Source organism: Pseudomonas sp. P7759 (assembly GCF_013386445.1).
Taxonomy (GTDB): domain Bacteria; phylum Pseudomonadota; class Gammaproteobacteria; order Pseudomonadales; family Pseudomonadaceae; genus Aquipseudomonas; species Aquipseudomonas azotoformans_A.
Window position 1 is genome coordinate 21,426 of record NZ_JACART010000049.1, and the last position, 22,359, is coordinate 43,784.

General features: G+C 61.6%; 19 protein-coding genes. 13 read left to right on the forward strand and 6 right to left on the reverse strand.

The features are described 5' to 3' along the window. Positions 1-17 precede the first annotated feature (17 nt). Together HX823_RS26710 and HX823_RS26715 are read right to left on the reverse strand one after the other, a co-directional pair. Positions 18-950 carry a proline iminopeptidase-family hydrolase gene (locus HX823_RS26710; protein WP_177077520.1) on the reverse strand — a complete coding sequence of 311 codons (933 nt, stop codon included), beginning with the start codon at positions 948-950 and terminating at the stop codon, positions 18-20. A 92-nt stretch (positions 951-1,042) separates the two neighbouring features. Next, on the reverse strand, positions 1,043-1,807 hold the full coding sequence (locus tag HX823_RS26715) for a LuxR family transcriptional regulator (protein ID WP_038850381.1): 765 nt from the start codon (positions 1,805-1,807) through the stop codon (positions 1,043-1,045). Between the two features lie 183 nt (positions 1,808-1,990). Between HX823_RS26715 and HX823_RS26720 the strand changes: the two genes are divergently transcribed. From HX823_RS26720 to HX823_RS26745, 6 genes are read left to right on the forward strand one after another with little or no spacing between them, the layout of a single operon-like run. Continuing rightward, complete coding sequence (locus HX823_RS26720; RefSeq protein WP_177077522.1) at positions 1,991-2,878, forward strand: proline iminopeptidase-family hydrolase; 888 nt, start codon at positions 1,991-1,993, stop codon at positions 2,876-2,878. A 3-nt stretch (positions 2,879-2,881) separates the two neighbouring features. Beyond that, positions 2,882-3,829 carry an ABC transporter permease gene (locus HX823_RS26725; RefSeq protein ID WP_038850383.1) on the forward strand — a complete coding sequence of 316 codons (948 nt, stop codon included), beginning with the start codon at positions 2,882-2,884 and terminating at the stop codon, positions 3,827-3,829. Further along, positions 3,826-4,683: an ABC transporter permease gene (locus HX823_RS26730; protein ID WP_177077524.1), complete on the forward strand. Its 858-nt coding sequence runs from the start codon at positions 3,826-3,828 to the stop codon at positions 4,681-4,683. Before HX823_RS26725 ends, HX823_RS26730 begins: the two co-directional genes overlap by 4 nt. Next, complete coding sequence (locus HX823_RS26735; RefSeq protein WP_025999657.1) at positions 4,680-5,636, forward strand: ABC transporter ATP-binding protein; 957 nt, start codon at positions 4,680-4,682, stop codon at positions 5,634-5,636. Before HX823_RS26730 ends, HX823_RS26735 begins: the two co-directional genes overlap by 4 nt. Continuing rightward, positions 5,633-6,604 carry an ABC transporter ATP-binding protein gene (locus tag HX823_RS26740; protein ID WP_177077525.1) on the forward strand — a complete coding sequence of 324 codons (972 nt, stop codon included), beginning with the start codon at positions 5,633-5,635 and terminating at the stop codon, positions 6,602-6,604. The genes HX823_RS26735 and HX823_RS26740 overlap by 4 nt, the downstream gene beginning before the upstream one ends. A gap of 35 nt (positions 6,605-6,639) precedes the next feature. After that, positions 6,640-8,154: an ABC transporter substrate-binding protein gene (locus tag HX823_RS26745; RefSeq protein ID WP_038850386.1), complete on the forward strand. Its 1,515-nt coding sequence runs from the start codon at positions 6,640-6,642 to the stop codon at positions 8,152-8,154. Between the two features lie 134 nt (positions 8,155-8,288). Here HX823_RS26745 and HX823_RS26750 read toward each other — a convergent pair whose 3' ends face one another. The 4 genes from HX823_RS26750 to HX823_RS26765 all read right to left on the reverse strand — a co-directional run bounded on the left by HX823_RS26750 (position 8,289) and on the right by HX823_RS26765 (position 11,841). Continuing rightward, the gene (locus HX823_RS26750; protein WP_016975315.1) at positions 8,289-9,029 is read right to left on the reverse strand and encodes a YciK family oxidoreductase; all 741 of its coding nucleotides are present in this window, start codon (positions 9,027-9,029) and stop codon (positions 8,289-8,291) included. A 41-nt stretch (positions 9,030-9,070) separates the two neighbouring features. Continuing rightward, positions 9,071-9,742 (reverse strand): N-acetylmuramic acid 6-phosphate phosphatase MupP, encoded by a 672-nt coding sequence (gene mupP, locus HX823_RS26755; RefSeq protein ID WP_033902529.1) that lies wholly within the window; start codon positions 9,740-9,742, stop codon positions 9,071-9,073. 4 nt (positions 9,743-9,746) lie between these two features. Next, positions 9,747-10,445: a bifunctional 2-polyprenyl-6-hydroxyphenol methylase/3-demethylubiquinol 3-O-methyltransferase UbiG gene (ubiG, locus tag HX823_RS26760; protein ID WP_003189760.1), complete on the reverse strand. Its 699-nt coding sequence runs from the start codon at positions 10,443-10,445 to the stop codon at positions 9,747-9,749. Positions 10,446-10,509: 64 nt separating this feature from the next. Beyond that, positions 10,510-11,841 carry a TRZ/ATZ family hydrolase gene (locus HX823_RS26765; protein ID WP_177077527.1) on the reverse strand — a complete coding sequence of 444 codons (1,332 nt, stop codon included), beginning with the start codon at positions 11,839-11,841 and terminating at the stop codon, positions 10,510-10,512. Between the two features lie 108 nt (positions 11,842-11,949). Here HX823_RS26765 and mtnA point away from each other — a divergent pair, with 108 nt between their 5' ends. From mtnA to cmk, 7 genes are all read left to right on the forward strand, one after another. Beyond that, positions 11,950-13,026, forward strand: a complete 1,077-nt coding sequence (mtnA, locus tag HX823_RS26770; protein ID WP_177077529.1) for an S-methyl-5-thioribose-1-phosphate isomerase — start codon at positions 11,950-11,952, stop codon at positions 13,024-13,026. Between the two features lie 303 nt (positions 13,027-13,329). Further along, positions 13,330-15,984 (forward strand): DNA gyrase subunit A, encoded by a 2,655-nt coding sequence (gene gyrA, locus HX823_RS26775; RefSeq protein ID WP_005786294.1) that lies wholly within the window; start codon positions 13,330-13,332, stop codon positions 15,982-15,984. A gap of 111 nt (positions 15,985-16,095) precedes the next feature. Next, entirely contained in the window at positions 16,096-17,181 is a 1,086-nt protein-coding gene (gene serC / locus HX823_RS26780; protein WP_016975319.1) for a 3-phosphoserine/phosphohydroxythreonine transaminase, read from the forward strand. After that, complete coding sequence (gene pheA, locus HX823_RS26785; protein WP_003172650.1) at positions 17,181-18,275, forward strand: prephenate dehydratase; 1,095 nt, start codon at positions 17,181-17,183, stop codon at positions 18,273-18,275. Before serC ends, pheA begins: the two co-directional genes overlap by 1 nt. Positions 18,276-18,284: 9 nt before the next feature. Then, positions 18,285-19,397, forward strand: a complete 1,113-nt coding sequence (gene hisC, locus HX823_RS26790) for a histidinol-phosphate transaminase (protein ID WP_177077531.1) — start codon at positions 18,285-18,287, stop codon at positions 19,395-19,397. 28 nt (positions 19,398-19,425) lie between these two features. Beyond that, on the forward strand, positions 19,426-21,636 hold the full coding sequence (locus HX823_RS26795; RefSeq protein WP_177077566.1) for a bifunctional prephenate dehydrogenase/3-phosphoshikimate 1-carboxyvinyltransferase: 2,211 nt from the start codon (positions 19,426-19,428) through the stop codon (positions 21,634-21,636). Beyond that, positions 21,633-22,322, forward strand: coding sequence for a (d)CMP kinase (cmk, locus tag HX823_RS26800; RefSeq protein ID WP_003172653.1), 690 nt, complete (start codon positions 21,633-21,635; stop codon positions 22,320-22,322). The genes HX823_RS26795 and cmk overlap by 4 nt, the downstream gene beginning before the upstream one ends. The last annotated feature ends 37 nt before the right edge of the window (positions 22,323-22,359 follow it).

The window sequence follows — 22,359 nt, forward strand, 5'->3', positions numbered from 1 at the left end:
CCAGCCCCTACACTGATTCAGCCAGCCTTGAGCACGTTGTACTTCGCTGAACATACCTCATCCAGAAACTTCACCACAGTCCCCATGCACGCCTGGCGTTCTTCCACATGGGGCATGTGGCTGGAGTCTTCAAACAGCGCCCAGCGCACATCGGCGATTTCATCCAGGAACGGCTTGACCACCAGCGGCGTGGCCTCGTCGTGTCGGCCAGAGATCACCAGTGTCGGTACATTGATCGCCGACAGACGGCCCGTGGACTTCCAGTCTTTCAAGCTGCCGATCACATGGAACTCGGTCGGGCCACTCATGGCGTGGTACACCGTCGGGTCTGCGTCGACCGCAGCGAATGTGCGTGCCACTTCCTCTGGCCACGGGATGACTCGGCACACGTGCTGGTCATAAAACACCCGTGATGCAGCGAGGTATTCAGGGTCCTGGTAAGTGCCAGCGGCTTCGTGCTTGAGCAGGGTTTCATGCACACCTTCCGGCAACAATTTGCGCAGTCGGTTGGCTTCGCTGACCCAGGTGCGCATGCAGGTGGGCGAGTTGGCCGGGATGAACGCGCGCAGGCCCTTGGGCTGCAGGATCGCGTGTTCACTGCCGAGCATGCCGCCCCAGGATTGGCCGAGGATCGCGTAGTTATCGCTGATCTGCAGGTGGTCCAGCAGGTTGTCGAGTTCTGCGAGGAACAGGCCCACGGTCCAAAAGGACGGGTCTTTTTCGGGGAGATGAGTGGAGCGGCCGTTGCCCAACTGATCGTAGTGGATCACGGCATGGCCGCTGGCGGCGACGTCCTTGAACGCGTCAACATAATCATGGGTGCATCCGGGGCCGCCGTGGATAACCACCAGGGGAGTGCGGCCGGTCGACAAGTCACCGGTGACGCGGTACCAGGTTTGGTAGGCGCCAAACGCCGCATACCCTTCGCGGATTTTTTCGATGAATTCCATTTCGTACCCTGCTCTGAAAAAAGGATCAGGGACACGATAATGCGTGGGCGAAATTTAAGTAACTAGCAAAACAGCTAGGTTTTGCCCACCGGTCAGTCTTCGAGCAGGCGGTAATGGGTGGCGCGCACCACCGCCTGCACGCGGTTCTTGGCCCCCAGCTTGTGCATCGCCGAGGCCAAGTGCAGGGTAACCACCGCCAGCGAGCGGCTCAATTGCGTGGCAATTTCGGCGGCTGTCAGCCCGTCGGCGGCCCATTTGAGGCACTCGCGTTCGCGTTTGGTCAGGTGAATATGCGGATAAGTGCGTAGCTCCTTGCTGAACAGCGGGTAGGCCGCTTCCTGCAAGGCATGGGAAATCAGGCTGAAATCCGACAGGGTCTGCTGTGCATCCTTCAACACGGTGCGGGCGTTGCCGGTGCGCAGGCCAGTCAGCGAGGCGAAGCCGCCACGGGGCAGGTGGATCGGCACGCTGACGCCGCAGGTCAATTGCTGGTCGTGCAAGTAGGACGAAACCGGCGCATGGCAGGGATCGATGATCTTTTGCAGTGGGGTATCGGCCTTGACGTCGTAGGACCACACGAACGGTGACACCGTGCTCAGGGCCAGATGCTGCACCGGGTCGATCTGGTAGAACCCTTCGCTGCACCACAGGGCATGCCAGTCGGGCGGGGTATTACGCAGTGCGAGCACCGAGGGCGTGATCAATGCGCCATCCTGGTCCATCGGCACCGGGGTGTAGTCATACACCAATGCATCGAAGCCCAGTTGTTGGGCGAGGATAAAGGTATTGTCCATCTGCTCGTCCAGGCTCCTGCCCGGCATCAGACGGTGATTTAACGCAGTCAGCTTGGCCAGCATCCGTTCGGCTCCCGAATTCATTTGAATCTCGACTTGCGGCAAGTAGAATGCCACGCCCCGGCGAAGGACTGCCAGGCCAAACCTATAAGAAATACTAGGTTATGGACGCACGGCATCCTCGGTAGTGTTGGCCTGATAAACGGCCGCTACCTGCCAGGCCGATACAACACAAGGAATGTATGCATGTGGCGTGAAATTGCCCCCGACCAGCAGTACAACGTGCAAGTCGACGGCCATAACCTCGTGGTCTATAGCTTTGGCGAAGGCGATGAGGTGCTGTTGTGCCTCAACGGCGGGCCTGGCCTGCCGTGTGACTACTTGCGCGACGCCCATGGCTGGCTCAAAGAGCATAACCTGCGAGTGGTTGCATTCGACCAGCTTGGCACGGGCGCATCAGCCAGACCCACCGACGTTTCGCTGTGGGAAATCCGCCGTTATGTCGAAGAAGTCGAAACCGTGCGTCAGGCCCTGGGCTTGGGCCGTGTGCACCTGCTCGGGCATTCCTGGGGCGGCTGGCTCGGTATCGAATACGCCATCCATTACCCCGACTCGCTGAAAAGCCTGATCCTGGAAAACACCGTGGGCGACATTCCGCACCTGTCCCAGGAACTGGAGCGCCTGCGCGGCGCCCTCGGCAGCGAAACCGTGGCGATGATGCAGCGCCACGAAGCCATGGGCACTTTGGACCATCCGCAATACCAGGCCGCGATCACCTTGCTCAACTATCGCCACGTGTGCCGCCTGGACGAGTGGCCCGCGCCGGTCAAACGCTCCCTCGACGACTGGAACATGGGCCCCTACGAGACCATGCAGGGCCCCAACGAATTCCTCTACATCGGCAACCTCAAGGACTGGAACCGCATCCCCGAGATGGCCGAGTTCAAGATGCCGATCCTGATCACCACCGGCCAGCACGACGAACTCACCCCCGCCTGCGCCATGCGCATGAAACTCGCGGCCCGGCACGCCGAACTGCACGTCTTCCCCAACAGCAGCCATATGCCATTCTATGAAGAACCCCAGGCATATTTCCCGGTGCTGCTGGACTTTCTCGCTCGTCATCGAGGCTGACGGATGAACCTGGCGCGCTACCGTTTTGTGCTGTCCCGGCCGCTGCAATTGCTGCCGGTGCTGTTTGGCATCAGCCTGATCACCTTTGTGCTGGTGCGCTCGATTCCCGGCGACCCGGCGCGCGCGCTTCTGGGCTCGCGCAGCACGCCCGACGCCTTGCTGAAGATCCGCGCCCAGTACGGCCTCGACCAGCCGTTATGGCTGCAATATTTCTACTTTCTGAAGAACCTGCTCAAGGGCGACCTCGGCCAATCGCTGCTGTACAAGGTCGACGCCCTCAAGCTGATCGTCACGCGCATCGAGCCTACGCTGGTGCTGGTGCTCGGCAGTGTGCTGCTGGCGCTGTTGATCGCGGTGCCGATGGCAACCTTGGCTGCGCGCAATAAAGGCGGCTGGGTAGATAACCTGATCCGTGTGTTCACCACCGTCGGCCTGGGTATGCCGGCGTTCTGGCTGGGGTTGATGTTGATCCTGTTGCTGAGTGTGCAGTGGGGTTTGTTTCCGGTGTCGGGCTATGGCCGCACCTGGCTGGACAAGGCGCACCACATGGTTTTGCCCTGCCTGACGATTGCCCTGGCGCTGTCGGCGGTGCTGGTGCGCAACCTGCGGGCGAGCATGTTGATGGAATTGCAGGCCGACCATGTGACCGCCGCCCGGGCACGTGGATTGTCGGAAGCTGCGGTGTTTCGTCGCCATGTGTTGCCCAATTCCCTGGTGCCGGCGGTCAACCTGCTGGCGGTCAATATCGGCTGGCTGATCAGTGGCACGGTGGTGATCGAAAGCCTGTTCGCCATCCCCGGCATCGGCCAATTGCTGGTGCGTGGGATCTTTACCCGCGATTACATGGTGGTGCAGGGCGTGGCCATGGTGCTGGCCTGCGCGACAGTGATCGTCAACTTCATCGCTGACGTAGCGACGGTGGCCCTTGACCCACGGGTGAAGATGCAATGAGCAGCCGCCCGTTGATTGCCCCTTGGCGCTTGCGCCTGCGCTTTGGCTTTCGCAATGGCCGGCTGACGGCGGCGTGGGGCTTGCTGATTCTGCTGGCGTGGCTGGTGCTTGCGGTGTTTGCACCGTGGATCGCACCCTACGACCCGATTGCGCAGAACACGGATTTCAGTTTGCTCGGACCTAGCCTGGCTCATCCGTTTGGTACGGATAACTATGGTCGGGACATCCTTTCCAGGGTGATCTGGGGCGCACGCATTGACCTGCAACTGGCCATCGTCGGAGTGATCTTCCCGTTCATGATCGGCACCTTCGTTGGCGCGGTCTCCGGATACATCGGCGGGCGTTTTGACAGTGTCTGCATGCGTGTGATCGATGTGATCCTGGCATTTCCGTTCCTGGTGTTGATGTTGGCGATCATGGCCATCCTCGGTCCGGGTTTGAAGAGCTTCTACATTGCCATGGCGCTGGTGGGCTGGGTGTCGTATGCGCGGCTGATCCGCTCGCAGATCCTGGTGCTCAAGGAAAGCGACTTTGCCCTGGCCGCCAAGAGCCTGGGCTTTGGCCATGGGCGGATTCTGTTCCGGCACCTGTTGCCCAATGCGATGTTCGGCTCCATCGTGTTTTCCATGTCGGACGCGGTGTTGGTGTTGCTCAATGGCGCCGCGGTGAGTTACCTGGGCTTGGGCGTGCAACCGCCGACCGCCGAATGGGGCACGATGGTGGCCGAAGGGCAGGCCTTCATCACCACCGCTTGGTGGATCTGCACCTTTCCGGGCCTGGCCATCGTGACACTGGCCATGGGTTTTAGCCTGCTCGCTGATGGCGTGGCGCAAGTGCTGGGGGATCGCTCATGAGCCTGTTGCAAGTGCGCGACCTCAGTGTGATCGCCAACAACGCCGGGCGGGATGTGACCTTGGTGGATCGCGTGTCCTTCGATCTGGCCGAGGGCGAGATCCTCGGCCTGGTCGGGGAAAGCGGCTCGGGCAAAACCATGGCCTGTCGCGGCCTGATGCGTTTATTGCCTTCCCCCAATCTGCGGGTGCAAGGCGGTGCCGTAAGGCTGGCCGGCCAGGATCTATTGTCACTGGATGACGCCGGCATGCGTGCCGTGCGCGGCGGTCAGTTGGGCATGATTTTCCAGAACCCCAGCAGCCACCTCGACCCGTTGATGCGCATCGGTGAGCAGATTGCCGAGGGCATTCGCCTGCACCAAGGCGCCTCGAAAAAAGACGCACGGCTGCAAGCTATCGACGTGCTGCGACAGGTGGGCATCCCCGATCCCCAGGCGCGGGTCGATAACTACCCCCACGAGTTTTCCGGTGGCATGCGCCAGCGCGCGATGATCGCCGTGGCCCTGGGCTGCAACCCGAAAGTGCTGATCGCCGACGAACCCACCACGGCCCTGGATGTAACGGTGCAGGCGCAGATCCTGCGGCTGTTGCTGGAATTGCGCGACCAGCGCGGTTTGTCGATCATCATGATTACCCACGACCTCGGCGTGGTCGCGCAAACCTGCGACGCCATCGCCGTGATGTACGCCGGGCGCCTGTGTGAGCACGGCAGCAAATATGATTTGCTGGCGCATCCGCAACATCCTTACACCGCAGGCTTGATTGATTGCCAGCCCGCCCACAGCAGTGGCCACGCGTTGCTGCGCACGATCCCTGGGCAGCCTCCGTTGCTGGACGCATTGCCCGCCGGCTGCCGCTTCAACCCGCGTTGCCCACAGGTCGGCGCCTTGTGCACCGAGGTGCTGCCGGAAGGCGCGCGAGTCGCCTGTCATTACCCCTTGGGAGTGCACCCATGAGCCTGCTGCAGATCAAGGACCTTGAGGTGAAGTTTGCCGCGTCCGGCACCGGTTTGTTCGGTTTGAACAAACAGTGGGTGAGGGCGGTGAACGGCGTGTCGCTAGACCTGGCGGCGGGTGAAACCCTGGGGTTGGTCGGTGAGTCTGGCAGCGGCAAAAGCACCCTGGGTCGCGCCATCCTGCACCTCAATCCGATCAGCGCCGGGCAGGTGTTGTTTGATGGCATCGACATGGCTCACGGTAGCGCCATCGACATCACTCGTCTGCGCCATGAAACCGCAATGATCTTCCAGGACCCGTATGCCGCGCTGAATCCGCGCCACACCATCGGCGAGACGATTGCCGAAGTGTTGCGGGTGCAGCGCAAAGTCGCGCCGGAGCAGGTTCCGGCGCGCGTGAATGAACTGCTTGACCTGGTCGGCCTGCGCCCCGAACTGGCCAGCCGCAAACCCGGCTCACTCAGTGGTGGGCAATGCCAGCGCGTCGGCATTGCCCGGGCACTGGCGGTGGAGCCACGGCTGATCATCGCTGATGAGTGTGTGGCGGCGCTGGATGTGTCGATCCAGGGCCAGATCATCAACCTGTTGCTGGAACTGCAACAGCGCATGAACCTGGCGATCCTGTTCATCGCCCATGACCTGGCCATCGTTCGTCGTTTGTGCGACCGCGTGGCGGTGATGTACCTGGGCAAGATCGTCGAGGAGGGCCCAGTGGAGGCGGTCTTTACCGCGCCACGTCACCCGTATACGGCGGCGTTGATCCAGGCGATTCCCGAGATCGATCCCCATCGGCCATTGCCTGCCGAACCCTTGCCGGGTGAACCGCCGAGTCCGCTGAATTTGCCTACAGGCTGCGCCTTCCACCCGCGTTGCCGGCATGCCCGAGCCTTGTGTTCCGTGGTGTTGCCGCCGACGCATTTCCTGCACGAGCATCGGTACAGTTGCGTGCTTGAAGAACCTTTGCTTTGACCCTTCCCTGCCATTCATGAACAAGGAGTTATGACATGCAATCGCGCCACTTGAAGTTGCTCGCCGCCGCTACATTGACCGCATGGTCCCTCACTGCCGGGCTGGCCCACGCCGCCGGCGTCCTGACCATCGGCTGCCGTGAAGACAGCACCACGTTCGACCCGATCAAAAGCGCACAAAACCGCGACACTTGGGTATTCGCCAACGTCTACGACACTCTGGTACGCGTCGACAACCTGGGCACCAAGATGGAACCGGGCCTGGCCGAAAGCTGGGACATTTCCAAGGATGGCCTGACCTACACCTTCAAACTGCGTGATGCGAAGTTCTCCGACGGCTCGGCGATCACCGCTGACGACGCCGCGTTCAGCCTGCTGCGCATCCGCGACAACAAGGCCTCGCTGTGGGCCGATCCGTTCAACTTGATCAACACGGCCAAGGCGGCTGATCCGAAAACCCTGGTGGTCACCCTGAAGACGCCGGCGGTAGCCTTCCTCTCGCAATTGGCGTCGCCAACGGTGTCGATCCTGTCGGAAAAAGCCATGACCAAAATGGGCGAAGACGCCTACTCGGAAAACCCGGTGACCTCCGGCGCGTTTACCGTGGACGAGTGGCGCAAGGGGGATCGGGTGATCCTCAAGAAGAACCCGAACTTCTGGCAAGCCAAGAACGTCAGCCTGGATGGCGTGGAGTGGGTCTCCGTGACCGACGACAACACGCGCATGCGCATGGTGCAGAACAACGAGTTGGACACGGCGATCTTTGTACCCTTCTCGCGGGTCGAAGAGCTGAAGAAAGACAAGAACGTGGTGATCCACGCCGACCCGTCCACCCGTGAGGATCACCTGCTGATCAACCACGAGCACGGCCTGCTGGCCAAGCCGGAGGTGCGTCAGGCGCTGGACATGGCCATCGACAAACAATCGCTGGTGAAGACCGCCACTTACGGTCAAGGCACCGTGGCTTATTCCTACATTCCAAAGGGCTCGCTCTACCACTACGCCAACAACCTGCAACGCCCGTACGACCCGACCGCCGCCAAGAAGCTGCTGGAGCAGGCCGGTGCCAAGGACTTGAAGCTCAACTACGTGGTCAACGCCGGCAACGAAGCCGACGAGCAGATTGCGGTGATCATCAAGGACCAACTGGCCAAGGTCGGTGTGACCGCCAACCTGCAAAAGGTCGACCCGACCCAGAGCTGGCAGATGCTGGTGGACGGTGAGTACGACATTTCGGTGATGTACTGGACCAACGACATCCTTGACCCGGACCAGAAGACCACCTTCGTGCTGGGCCACGACACCAACCAGAACTACATGACCCGCTACAAGAACGACAAGGTCAAGGCGCTGGTGGCACAGGCGCGCATCGAGGCGGACCCGGTCAAGCGCGAGCAGATGTATGTCGAGTTGCAGAAACTGGCGAAACAGGACGTGAACTGGATCGACTTGTACTACAGCCCGTACATCAACATCTCACGCAAGAATGTGAGCAACTTCCTGCAAAACCCGCTGGGGCGTTTCACCCTTGAGGAAGTGGTGAAAAACTAAGATCCAGAGAGCACTGCATACAACTGTGGGAGCGGGCTTGCTCGCGAAAGCGGTACATCAGTCAGTAATTTTTTGACTGACACTCCGCTTTCGCGAGCAATCCCGCTCCCACATTTAGTTCTCTTGCGTACCTGTTATTGCGCGTCAAACGCCTGGCCGTTGATGCCGGCACTGTCCGGCCCCATCAGGTACAGGTACACCGGCATGATCTCTTCCGGAGCAGGCCGCTCCATCGGGTTTTCCCCCGGATACGCCTGGGCGCGCATGCTGGTGCGCGTGCCACCTGGGTTGATGCTGTTGGAGCGTACCGCGGCCACATCCTCAAGCTCATCGGCCAGGGTTTGCATCAAGCCCTCAGTCGCAAACTTCGACACGCCATAGGCGCCCCAGTAAGCCCGACCCTTGCGCCCAACGCTGCTGGAGGTGAACACCACCGACGCATCCTGGGACAGCTTGAGCAGTGGCAACAAAGTGCTGGTCAGCATGAACATCGCATTGACGTTCACGTGCATCACCCGCATGAAATTCTCACCGGACAACTGCTCGATCGGCGTACGTGGGCCGATGATCGAGGCGTTGTGCAGCAGGCCGTCGAGGTGGCCGAATTCCTTTTCGATCATCGCGGCCAGCTCATCGTATTGATGGGGCAGGGCGGTCTCCAGGTTGAACGGGATCACCACCGGTTGCGGCTGGCCCGCGGCTTCGATTTCGTCATACACCTGGGCCAGGTTGGCTTCGGTCTTGCCCAGCAACAGCACGGTGGCGCCGTGGGCGGCGTAGGTTTTTGCCGCCGCGGCGCCTATCCCGCGACCGGCGCCGGTCACCAGGATCACCCGGCCTTTGAGCAGTTCTGGACGTGCAGAGTAATCAAACATAAACAACCTCGACAGAATTCACAGAAAATCCATTTCGACCATCAGCAACTGCACAGTGCGTTATCCAGCACCTTGCGCAGTTCCAGCGGGTGATCCACCACCACATCGGCGCCCCAGTGGCGCGGGTTGTCGTCCGGGTGGATATAGCCGTAGGTGACCGCCGCAGTGCGGGTGCCGGCGTCGCGGCCGGACTCGATATCGCGCAGGTCATCGCCCACGAACAGTACGCTGGCCGGGTCCAGGTCGAGCATCTTGCACGCCAGGATCATCGGCTCCGGGTCCGGCTTGCTGTTCTTCACATGATCGGGGCAGATCAGCAGCGCCGAGCGCTCGGCCAGGCCCAACTGCTGCATGATCGGCTCGGCAAAACGCAGTGGCTTGTTGGTAACCACGCCCCAGACCAGCTTGGACTTCTCGATGTCTTCCAGCAGCTCGGCCATGCCGTCGAACAGTTTGCTGTGGACCGCGCAGCCTTTGAGGTAGCGCTCGAGGAATTCCTGGCGCAGCTCCTCAAAGCCTGGGGATTCCGGGTCCATGGAAAAGGTCACGGCCACCATCGCCTTTGCACCGCCGGAAATTTCATCGCGGATGTGCTGGGGGTTGATCGGCGCCAGGTCGCGGTCGGCGCGCATGGCCTGGCAGATGGCGATAAAGTCCGGCGCGGTATCCAGCAGGGTACCGTCCATGTCGAAGAGAACCGCTCGCAACTTCACAGGCTCACTCCTCGCGCAGGGTCTGGATCATGTAGTTGACGTCAACGTCGTTGGCCAGCTTGTAGTGCTTGGTCAGCGGGTTGTAGGTCAGGCCGATGATGTCCTTGACGGTCAGCCCGGCCTGGCGGCTCCAGGCGCCCAGCTCGGACGGGCGGATGAATTTCTTGAAGTCATGGGTGCCGCGCGGCAGCAGCTTCATGATGTATTCGGCGCCGATGATCGCGAACAGGTAGGCCTTGGGGTTGCGGTTGATAGTGGAGAAGAACACCTGGCCGCCCGGCTTGACCATGCGGAAGCACGCGCGGATCACCGAGGACGGGTCCGGCACGTGTTCGAGCATTTCCAGGCAGGTGACCACGTCAAACTGCTCGGGCATCTCTTCGGCCAGGGCTTCGGCGGTGATCTGGCGGTATTCCACGCTCACGCCGGATTCCAGCTGATGCAACTGGGCCACGGCCAGCGGGGCTTCGCCCATGTCGATGCCCATCACGGTGGCGCCGCGTTGGGCCATGGCTTCGCTGAGGATGCCGCCGCCGCAGCCCACGTCCAGCACCTTTTTGCCGGCCAGGTTGACGCGCTCGTCAATCCAGTTGACCCGCAGCGGGTTGATGTCGTGCAGTGGCTTGAACTCGCTTTCGCGGTCCCACCAGCGGTGAGCCAGGGCTTCGAACTTGGCGATTTCGGCGTGGTCGACGTTGCTCATGGTGAATCCTCTAAATCTGATAAATCGTTGGGTCAGTCCTGAACCCAGGGGTTCAAAACCTTCGTTATTCGCTGTGCCCGCTGATGCGTTGGCCCCAGGCAATGGCCGTGGCGGTCAACTGTTGTTCATCCATGCGGGTCAATTGCCGGTCGTCGAGCAACTGCTTGCCGGCGACCCAAAGGTGTTTCACGCAATCGCGTCCGGTGGCATATATAAGCTGTGAGACCGGATCGTAGATCGGTTGTTGCGCCAGCCCCGACAGATCGAAGGCGACGATATCCGCCGCCTTGCCGACCTCCAGCGAGCCAATCTCGCTTTCCAGGCCCATGGCCCGTGCACCGTTGAGGGTGGCCATGCGCAGGGCGCGATGGGCATCCAGCGCGGTGGCCGAACCGGCGACGGCCTTGGCCAGCATCGCTGCGGTACGGGTTTCACCCAGCAGGTCGAGGTCATTGTTGCTGGCGGCGCCGTCGGTGCCGATGGCCACGTTCACGCCAGCCTGCCACAGGCGCTCCACCGGGCAAAAGCCGCTGGCCAGTTTCAGGTTCGATTCCGGGCAGTGAATGATGCTGGTGTTGCTTTCTACCAGCAAAGCCAGGTCATCCTCGCTGATTTGGGTCATATGAACGGCCTGGAAGCGCGGCCCCAACAGCCCGAGGCGACCCAGGCGCGCTAATGGCCGTTCGCCGGTCTGCTCGACGGCTTGCTGCACTTCAAAGGCGGTTTCGTGAACGTGCATGTGGATGGCGGCGTCCAGTTCTTCGGCGATTACGCGGATTTTCTCCAGGTTGTCGTCGCACACGGTGTAGGGCGCGTGCGGGCCGAAGGTGATCTTGATGCGTGGGTGGTGCTTGAGGTCGCCGAACAACTCGACGCCCTGACGAATCGCCTCATCGGCGGTGCTGGCGCCGGGGATCGGGAAGTCCAGGATCGGGATCGCAATCTGCGCGCGCATGCCACTGTTGTGCACACAGTCACTGGCGACCTTGGGGTAGAAGTACATGTCGGAGAAGCAGGTGATGCCGCCCTTGAGCTGTTCGGCGATGGCCAGGTCGGTGCCGTCGCGCACGAAGGCTTCATCAACCCACTTGGCCTCGGCGGGCCAGATATGTTTTTCCAGCCAGGTCATCAGCGGCAGGTCGTCGGCCAAGCCGCGAAACAGGCTCATCGCCGCATGCCCGTGGGCGTTGATCAGGCCGGGGCTGAGCAGCATGCCGGGCAGTTCGCGCACTTCGTTGGACGAAAGCTTCAACGCTGCGGCCCGTGGGCCGATAAACACGATGCGCCCGTCGCGGATGCCCAGCCCGTGTTCCTTGAGCACCACTCCGGCCGGTTCGACAGGCACCAGCCAGGTTGGCAGCAACAATAAGTCGAGCGGGGCGGCAGTGGCGGTCATCGCAGGCTTCTTCCCAGGCAGCTATAAAAGAAGGACGAAGTATACCCGAGCGTCCTGGCTGGCGGATCGCTATAATCGGCGGCTTTGTTTATGAGTGCGGAGTAAGGGATGCGCGATCGACTGTTGGCAGCGGAGAAAGTGAAGGCCATCGATTGGCGTGATGGCGCGCTGTACCTGCTCGATCAGCGTGCCTTGCCGTCCCGGGAAAGCTGGGTGGCCTGCGTGACGGTCGATGACGTGGCGGCCGCCATTCGTTCGATGGTGGTGCGCGGTGCGCCGGCCATTGGTATCAGCGCCGCGTATGGCCTGGTGCTGGCCGCCCGTGAGCGCATCGCCGAGGGTGGTGACTGGCAGGCTGCGTGGGAAGAAGACTACGCACTGCTGGCCGATGCCCGACCCACCGCGTCGAATTTGTTCTGGGCGTTGAAACGCATGCGCGACCGCCTGGACCGCGTCAAAAAGCACGCCGATCCGCTGGCGGTGCTGGAGGCAGAAGCCATCGCCATCCATGAAAGTGATCGCGAAGCCAATCTCACCATGGCCCAACTGGGCGTCGAGCTGATCCGCAAGCACCAGGGCAATGCCCAGGCCATCCTCACCCACGGCAACGCAGGCGCCCTGGCGACCGGCGGCGTGGGCACGGCGCTCGGGGTGATTCGTGCGGCTTATCTTGAGGGCATGGTCGAGCAGGTCTACGCCAATGAAACCCGGCCTTGGCTGCAAGGTTCGCGGCTGACCGCCTGGGAGCTGGCGGGCGAGGGCATCCCGGTGACGGTGAATGCCGATTCTGCAGGCGCACACATCCTCAAGACCAAGGGCGTGACCTGGGTGATCGTCGGCGCCGATTGCATTGCTGCCAATGGCGATGTGATCAGCAAGATCGGCACCTACCAATTGGCGGTGTGTGCGATGCACCACGGTGTACGTTTCATGGTGGTGGCGCCGAGTTCAACCCTGGACCTGATGATGGCCACGGGTGATGAGGTCGCCCTGGAAGAGCGCGATACCGGCGAGTTGCTGGAAGTCGCCGGCCAGCGTTTCGCCGCCGATGTGAGCGCCTACAACCCGGTGTTCGACGTGACCCCGGCCGACCTGATCGACGTGATCGTGACCGAAAAAGGCGTGGTCGAACGGCCGGACACCGCCAAGCTGGCCAAGTTGATGTGCCGTAAGCGCCTGCATTAAGCCAATTCGTCATCAAAATTGGGCTTGGATCCAGCTCTGAGCCCCTCTCGTCGCCCTCAAGCCTGTCATCCGTCAACTTACTATGCTCCATGCACATCAGGGGGATAGGTGCGTGGCGGCGATTGTGATAACATCCGGCGGTTTCCAGGGTTGCCCCGAGGGGTGGCCTATAACGTGCAGATCCGTGTCATAACTCGTTGATTTGTCGTAAGTCGTTGTCAGACACTCTGTCGGCAGCGGCGAGCTTCGTTCGTCCCATATGGATGTGACGAGGTTTCACCCGAAAAAGGAATCAGGCTTCTCATGGGCGAACTGGCCAAAGAAATCCTCCCGGTCAATATCGAAGACGAGCTGAAACAGTCCTACCTCGACTACGCGATGAGCGTAATTGTCGGTCGGGCACTGCCTGATGCGCGCGATGGCTTGAAGCCCGTGCACCGGCGTGTGCTGTTCGCGATGAGCGAGCTGGGTAACGACTGGAACAAGCCGTACAAGAAATCTGCCCGTGTTGTCGGTGACGTGATCGGTAAGTATCACCCCCACGGCGACACTGCGGTGTACGACACCATCGTTCGGATGGCCCAGCCGTTTTCCCTGCGCTACCTGTTGGTAGACGGTCAGGGCAACTTCGGTTCGGTCGACGGCGACAACGCCGCGGCCATGCGATACACCGAAGTGCGCATGACCAAGCTGGCGCACGAGCTGCTGGCCGACCTGCATAAAGAAACCGTGGACTGGGTGCCGAACTACGACGGCACCGAAATGATCCCGGCCGTCATGCCGACCAAGATCCCCAACCTGCTGGTCAACGGTTCCAGCGGTATCGCCGTGGGCATGGCGACCAACATCCCGCCGCACAACCTCGGTGAAGTCATCGACGGTTGCCTGGCCCTCATCGACAACCCTGAGCTGACCGTCGATGAGCTGATGCAATACATCCCCGGCCCGGACTTCCCGACCGCCGCGATCATCAACGGTCGCGCCGGCATCATCGAAGCCTACCGCACCGGTCGCGGCCGCATTTACATGCGCGCCCGCTCGATGATCGAAGACATCGACAAGGTCGGTGGCCGCCAGCAGATCGTCATCACTGAACTCCCGTACCAGCTGAACAAAGCGCGCCTGATCGAGAAGATCGCCGAGCTGGTTAAAGAGAAGAAGCTCGAAGGCATCACCGAGCTGCGCGACGAGTCCGACAAAGACGGTATGCGCGTGGTGATCGAGCTGCGTCGTGGCGAAGTGCCTGAGGTGATCCTCAACAACCTCTACGCCCAGACCCAGCTGCAAAGCGTGTTTGGTATCAACGTGGTTGCACTGATCGACGGCCGCCCGCGCATCCTGAACCTCAAGGATCTGCTGGAAGCCTTCGTTCGTCACCGTCGTGAAGTAGTGACCCGCCGTACCGTGTTCGAACTGCGCAAGGCCCGCGAACGCGGCCACATCCTGGAAGGCCAGGCGGTTGCGCTGTCGAACATCGACCCGGTCATTGCCCTGATCAAGGCCTCGCCAACCCCGTCGGAAGCCAAGGAAGCGCTGATCAGCACCCCTTGGGAATCCAGCGCCGTGGTGGCCATGGTTGAGCGTGCCGGCGCCGATTCGTGCCGTCCAGAGACCCTGGACCCGCAATACGGCCTGCGCGAAGGCAAGTACTTCCTGTCCCCGGAACAGGCCCAGGCCATCCTGGAACTGCGCCTGCACCGCCTGACCGGCCTGGAGCACGAGAAGCTGCTGGCCGAGTACCAGGAGATCCTCAACCAGATCGGCGAGTTGATCCGCATCCTCAGCAGCGCCGTGCGCCTGATGGAAGTGATCCGCGAAGAACTGGAAGTGATCCGCGCCGAATACGGCGACGTGCGCCGCACCGAGATCCTCGATGCCCGCCTCGACCTGACCCTGGGTGACATGATCCCGGAAGAAGAGCGTGTGGTGACCATCTCCCACGGTGGCTATGCCAAGACCCAGCCATTGGCGGCGTACCAGGCCCAGCGTCGTGGCGGTAAAGGTAAATCGGCTACCGGCGTGAAGGATGAGGACTACATCGCTCACCTGCTGGTCGCCAACAGCCACACCACGCTGCTGCTGTTCTCCAGCAAAGGCAAGGTGTACTGGCTGAAAACCTACGAAATCCCGGAAGCGTCCCGTGCCGCTCGTGGTCGTCCGCTGGTCAACCTGCTGCCGCTGGACAGTGATGAATACATCACCACCATGCTGCCGGTCGAGGAATACACCGAAGGTCACTTCATCTTCATGGCCACCGCCAAAGGCACTGTGAAGAAGACCCCGCTGGAATCCTTCAGCCGTCAGCGCAGCGTGGGCCTGATCGCCCTGGAGCTGGACGAAGGTGACGTACTGATCTCCGCTGCCATTACCGATGGCGAGCGTGAAGTCATGCTGTTCTCCGACGGCGGCAAGGTCACGCGCTTCAAGGAATCCGACGTTCGTGCCATGGGCCGTACCGCCCGCGGTGTACGCGGCATGCGCCTGCCGGAAGGGCAGAAGCTGATTTCGATGCTGATCCCGGAAGAAGGCAGCCAGATCCTCACCGCTTCCGAGCGTGGTTACGGCAAGCGTACGGCCATCAGCGAGTTCCCGGAGTACAAGCGTGGCGGCCAGGGCGTGATTGCCATGGTCAGCAACGACCGCAACGGCCGTCTGGTCGGCGCGGTGCAGGTGCTCGACGGCGAGGAAATCATGCTGATTTCCGACCAGGGCACCCTGGTGCGTACCCGTGTGGCTGAAGTGTCGAGCCTGGGCCGTAACACCCAGGGCGTGACCCTGATCAAGCTGGCCAAGGACGAAAAACTGGTTGGCCTGGAGCGTGTCCAGGAGCCGTCGGAAGTCGAAGGCGAAGAGCTGGAAGGTGAAGAGTTTGACGGCGAGGTGATCGCAGCCGGCGATGACAACGTCGACGAGCCGACCCTCGACGCTGCCGCAGACGAAGAAGAACCGCAGGAATAAGCGGACACACAGGGGGCGGATGAAGATTCGCCCCCTTGTTGTTTGTCCCTTCTGAAAGTATTGAAACACCCGTTTATTGCACCACCCCACCAGATCAGAGTGAGATTGGATGTGAGCAAGAGAGCCTATAACTTCTGTGCCGGTCCCGCGGCGCTTCCTGAAGCAGTCCTGCAGCGTGCGCAGGGTGAACTCCTCGACTGGCATGGAAAAGGCCTCTCCGTGATGGAAATGAGCCATCGCAGCGATGAGTTCGTGTCCATCGCCACCAAGGCCGAGCAGGACCTGCGCGACTTGCTGGACATCCCATCCAATTACAAAGTGCTGTTCCTGCAGGGCGGCGCCAGCCAGCAGTTCGCCCAGATCCCGCTGAACCTGCTGCCGGAAGACGGCACGGCTGACTATATCGACACGGGCATCTGGGGCCAGAAGGCCATTGAAGAGGCTTCCCGTTACGGTCACGTGAATGTCGCGGGTACCGCCAAGCCGTACGACTACTTCGCCATTCCCGGTCAGAACGAGTGGAAGCTGTCGAAGGACGCTGCCTACGTGCACTATGTCGCGAACGAAACCATCGGCGGCCTGGAGTTTGACTGGGTGCCGGAAGTCGGTGACGTGCCGCTGGTGTGCGACATGTCCTCGGACATCCTTTCGCGTCCTATCGATGTCTCCAAGTACGGCATGATCTACGCCGGCGCGCAGAAGAACATCGGCCCGAGCGGCATCCTGGTCAACATCATCCGCGAAGACCTGCTCGGTCGCGCCCGTTCGCTGTGCCCGACCATGCTCAACTACAAGGTCGCGGCCGATAACGGCTCGATGTACAACACGCCGCCGGCGTTTGCCTGGTACCTCTCCGGCCTGGTGTTCGAGTGGCTGAAAGAGCAGGGCGGTGTGGCCGCCATGGGCAAGCTCAACGAAGTGAAGAAGCGCACCCTGTACGACTTCATCGACGCCAGCGGCCTGTACAGCAACCCAATCAACCTCACCGACCGCTCGTGGATGAACGTACCGTTCCGCCTGGCTGACGACCGCCTGGACAAGCCGTTCCTGGCTGGTGCCGACGAGCGCGGCCTGCTCAACCTCAAGGGCCACCGCTCGGTGGGTGGCATGCGCGCCTCCATCTACAACGCCGTCGACATCCACGCGATCAACGCGTTGGTTGCCTACATGGCAGAGTTCGAAAAGGAACACGGCTAATGTCTGAGCAAGAACTCAAGGCCCTGCGCGTACGCATTGACAGCCTGGACGAGAAAGTCCTGGAGCTGATCAGTGAACGTGCGCGGTGCGCCCAGGAAGTGGCACGGGTGAAGATGGCGTCCCTGGCCGAAGGCGAAGTGCCGGTGTTCTACCGGCCCGAGCGCGAAGCCCAGGTGCTCAAGCGCGTGATGGAGCGCAACAAAGGCCCACTGGGTAATGAAGAGATGGCGCGGTTGTTCCGTGAAATCATGTCTTCTTGCCTGGCCCTGGAGCAGCCGCTGAAAGTGGCTTACCTCGGCCCCGAAGGTACCTTCACCCAGGCGGCGGCCATGAAGCACTTCGGCCACGCGGTGATCAGCAAGCCAATGGCGGCGATCGACGAAGTGTTCCGTGAAGTGGCGGCCGGTGCGGTGAATTTTGGCGTGGTGCCGGTGGAAAACTCCACCGAAGGCGCGGTCAACCACACGCTGGACAGCTTCCTTGAGCACGACATGGTGATCTGCGGCGAAGTCGAGCTGCGCATCCACCACCACCTGTTGGTGGGCGAGAACACCAAGACCGACAGCATCAGCCGTATCTACTCCCACGCCCAGTCCCTGGCCCAGTGCCGCAAGTGGCTGGACGCGCACTACCCGAATGTCGAGCGCGTGGCGGTCTCCAGCAATGCCGAGGCGGCCAAGCGCGTCAAGGGTGAGTGGAACTCGGCGGCCATCGCCGGTGATATGGCAGCGGGCCTGTATGGCCTGACGCGTCTGGCTGAGAAAATCGAGGATCGCCCGGACAACTCCACGCGCTTCCTGATGATCGGCAGCCAGGAAGTGCCGCCAACGGGCGACGACAAGACGTCCATCATCGTCTCCATGAGCAACAAGCCCGGCGCGCTGCATGAGCTGCTGGTGCCGTTCCACGATAACGGGATTGACCTGACGCGCATCGAGACTCGTCCTTCGCGCAGCGGTAAATGGACTTACGTGTTCTTTATCGACTTCATCGGCCACCACCGCGACCCACTGGTCAAAGGTGTGCTGGAGAAAATCAGTCAGGAAGCCGTGGCACTCAAGGTGCTGGGCTCTTACCCGAAAGCGGTTTTGTGAGGCTTTAACATGAGTGGCAACTTCCTCGCCCTGGCGCAGCCGGGCGTGCAACAACTGTCGCCTTACGTTCCGGGCAAGCCTGTGGACGAGTTGGCGCGTGAGTTGAACCTGGACCCGGCGAACATCGTCAAGCTGGCCAGTAACGAAAACCCGCTGGGCCCGAGCCCAAAAGTGTTGGCGGCGATTCGTGAAGAACTGGCTGAGCTGACCCGCTACCCCGATGGCAACGGCTTTGCCCTCAAGACACTGCTGGCGGAAAAATGCCGGGTCGAGCTGAACCAGGTCACCCTGGGCAACGGCTCCAACGACATTCTTGAGCTGGTTGGCCGTGCATACTTGGCGCCGGGCTTGAACGCGGTTTTCAGTGAGCACGCGTTTGCGGTCTATCCGATCGTGACCCAGGCGGTCGGTGCTGATGCGCGCGTTGTTCCTGCGAAGGATTGGGGTCACGACCTGCCAGCCATGCTGGCGGCGATCGACGCCCAGACCCGCGTGGTGTTTATCGCCAACCCGAACAACCCGACCGGCACCTGGTTCGACGCGCAAGCGCTGAACGACTTCCTGCAAGACGTGCCGGAACACGTGCTGGTCGTGCTGGACGAGGCCTACATCGAATACGCCGAAGGCAGTGATTTGCCGAACGGCCTGGATTACCTGGCGGCGTACCCGAACCTGCTGGTCTCGCGTACGTTCTCCAAGGCGTATGGCCTGGCGTCGCTGCGGGTCGGCTATGGCCTGTCCACCGCCGTGGTGGCCGATGTGCTGAACCGTGTACGCCAGCCGTTCAACGTCAACAGCCTCGCCCTCGCGGCGGCGTGTGCGGCGGTGAAAGATGCCGAGTACCTGGAAGAAGGCCGTCGCATCAACGAAAGCGGCATGCTGCAACTGCAGGAAGGCTTCCGTGAACTGGGCCTGGGCTGGATCCCGTCCAAGGGTAACTTCATTTGTGTCGACCTCGGCCAAGAGGCTGCTCCGGTGTTCCAGGGGCTGTTGCGCGAAGGCGTGATCGTGCGTCCGACCGCCAACTACGGCATGCCGAACCACCTGCGCATCACCATCGGCCTGCCAGCAGAAAACGCCCGCTTCCTGGAGGCGCTGGCCAAGGTTCTGGCCCGTGGTTGATGTCACTGCATTGCAACCTGTTGTGCCTATGATCGGTCGCCTGGTGGTGGTCGGTCTGGGGTTGATCGGCGGCTCCTTCGCCAAAGGCCTGCGTGAAAGCGGGCTGTGTGGCGAAGTGGTCGGTGTGGACCTGGATCCGCAATCGCGCAAGTTGGCGGTTGAGTTGGGGGTGGTGGATCGCTGTGAGGCGGACCTGGCGCTCGCGTGCCAGGGCGCAGATGTGATCCAGCTGGCCGTCCCGATCCTGGCCATGGAGAAATTGCTCGCCGTGCTGGCGGGCATGGACCTGGGCCAGGCAATCCTGACAGATGTCGGCAGTGCCAAAGGCAATGTGGTGCGCGCGGCGCAACAGGCCTTTGGCGGCATGCCGCCGCGCTTCGTACCGGGCCATCCGATTGCCGGCTCCGAGCAGAGCGGGGTGGAGGCGTCCAATGCGCAGCTGTTCCGTCGCCATAAAGTCATCCTGACGCCGCTTGCGCAAACCGATCCGGCTGCGTTGGCGGTGGTGGATCGTTTGTGGCGTGAGCTGGGCGCGGATGTCGAGCATATGCAGGTCGAGCGCCATGACGAAGTGCTGGCCGCGACCAGTCATCTGCCGCACTTGCTCGCATTTGGCCTGGTGGACTCCCTGGCCAAGCGCAACGAAAACCTCGAGATTTTCCGTTACGCCGCCGGTGGCTTCCGTGATTTTACGCGGATTGCCGGCAGCGACCCGGTGATGTGGCACGACATCTTCCTCGCCAATCGCGAAGCGGTGTTGCGCACCCTGGACACCTTCCGTAGCGACCTCGACGCCTTGCGCGACGCGGTTGATGCTGGAGATGGCCATCAATTATTGGGCGTGTTCACCCGTGCGAGGGTGGCGCGTGAGCATTTCAGCAAGATCCTGGCGCGCCGGGCCTACATGGAAACCGCTGTGAACGCTGATGAGTTGACCTTCCTCGCCGAACCGGGTGGCCGCTTGAGCGGAAGCATTCGGGTGCCGGGCGATAAGTCGATCTCCCATCGGTCGATCATGCTGGGTTCGTTGGCTGAGGGTGTGACTGAGGTCGAAGGTTTCCTTGAGGGCGAAGATGCCCTGGCGACCTTGCAGGCGTTTCGCGACATGGGTGTGGTGATTGAAGGCCCGCACCATGGGCGCGTGACCATTCATGGCGTGGGGCTGCATGGCCTGAAGCCGGCGCCGGGGCCGATTTACCTGGGTAACTCCGGTACTTCCATGCGTTTGCTGTCCGGGTTGCTGGCGGCGCAGAGCTTTGACAGTGTGCTGACCGGCGATGCGTCCTTGTCCAAGCGCCCGATGAGTCGTGTAGCCAAGCCGCTGCGGGAAATGGGAGCGGTGATCGAGACGGGGCCGGAAGGGCGTCCGCCGCTGAACATTCGCGGTGGCCAGTCGTTGAAAGGCCTGGCTTATGCGATGCCGATGGCCAGTGCCCAGGTCAAATCCTGCCTGTTGTTGGCTGGGTTGTACGCTGAAGGTAAAACCGCGGTGACCGAGCCTGCGCCGACCCGTGACCATACCGAGCGCATGTTGCGTGGCTTTGGTTATCCGGTGGCGGTGGAGGGAGCGACGGCGTCGGTGGAGTCCGGTCATGCGCTGACGGCTGCCCATATAGAAGTGCCGGGGGATATTTCCTCTTCAGCGTTTTTCCTGGTAGCGGCTTCTATTGCTGAAGGTTCTGAGCTGCTGCTTGAGCATGTGGGTGTCAATCCGACGCGCACCGGCGTGATCGATATCCTGCGACTGATGGGGGCGGATATCACCCTGGAAAACCGGCGTGAGGTGGGTGGAGAGCCTGTCGCGGATCTGCGCGTACGAGCGGCACCGCTGAAGGGTATCGAGATTCCCGAGGCGCTGGTGCCGTTGGCGATCGATGAGTTTCCGGTGTTGTTCGTCGCGGCGGCCTGTGCCGAGGGACGAACGGTGTTGCGTGGCGCTTCAGAGCTGCGCGTAAAGGAGTCCGACCGTATCCAGGTCATGGCCGACGGTCTGCTGGCGTTGGGCGTGAAGTGTGAACCTACCCCTGATGGGATTATCATTGAGGGTGGCCCGATGGGCGGTGGCGACGTGCATGCCCATGGCGATCACCGCATTGCCATGGCCTTCAGCGTGGCTTCCCTACGGGCGGCGGCGCCGATTCGTATCCGTGACTGCGCCAATGTTGCTACGTCTTTTCCGAATTTTCTTACACTGTGTGCCCACGTCGGCATCCGTGTTGCCCAAGAGGCTCAATTGTGAATATCAAAGCACCGGTGATTACCATCGACGGGCCAAGCGGCTCGGGCAAAGGCACGATCGCCGGCATCCTGGCCAAGCGCCTGGGCTGGTGCCTGCTGGATTCCGGCGCGCTGTACCGCCTGCTGGCATTTGCCGCACGCAACCATGGCGTCGACCTGACCAACGAAGAATCCCTGAAACTGTTGGCGGCGCACCTTGATGTGCAGTTTGTCGGCGCGACGGAAGGTCATCCCCAGCGCATCATCCTCGAAGGGGACGATGTGACCGATGACCTGCGCAACGAGCAGGTCGGCTCCTGGGCTTCCCAGGTTGCCGCGTTGCCGGCCGTGCGTGATGCGCTGCTGCAGCGTCAGCGGGCTTTTCAGGAGCCGCCGGGCCTGGTGGCCGATGGTCGTGATATGGGCACCGTGGTGTTTCCCGAGGCGCCTCTGAAGATTTTCCTGACCGCCAGCGCCGAGGAACGGGCTCGCCGCCGCTACTTGCAGTTGAAGGGCAAAGTCGATGGTGTTAGTCTGTCGAGTCTGCTAGATGAGATCCGTGCACGCGATGAGCGTGATACCCAGCGCGCAGTAGCCCCGCTCAAGCCGGCGGCTGATGCCATACAGCTGGATTCCACGGAGTTGTCCATCGAGCAGGTGCTGGAACGCATCTTGAGTGAAATCGCCATTCGCGATATCGCCGGGTGATCAAGAAGGCCGCAGGGGACCAGTCATAGTCCTGCGG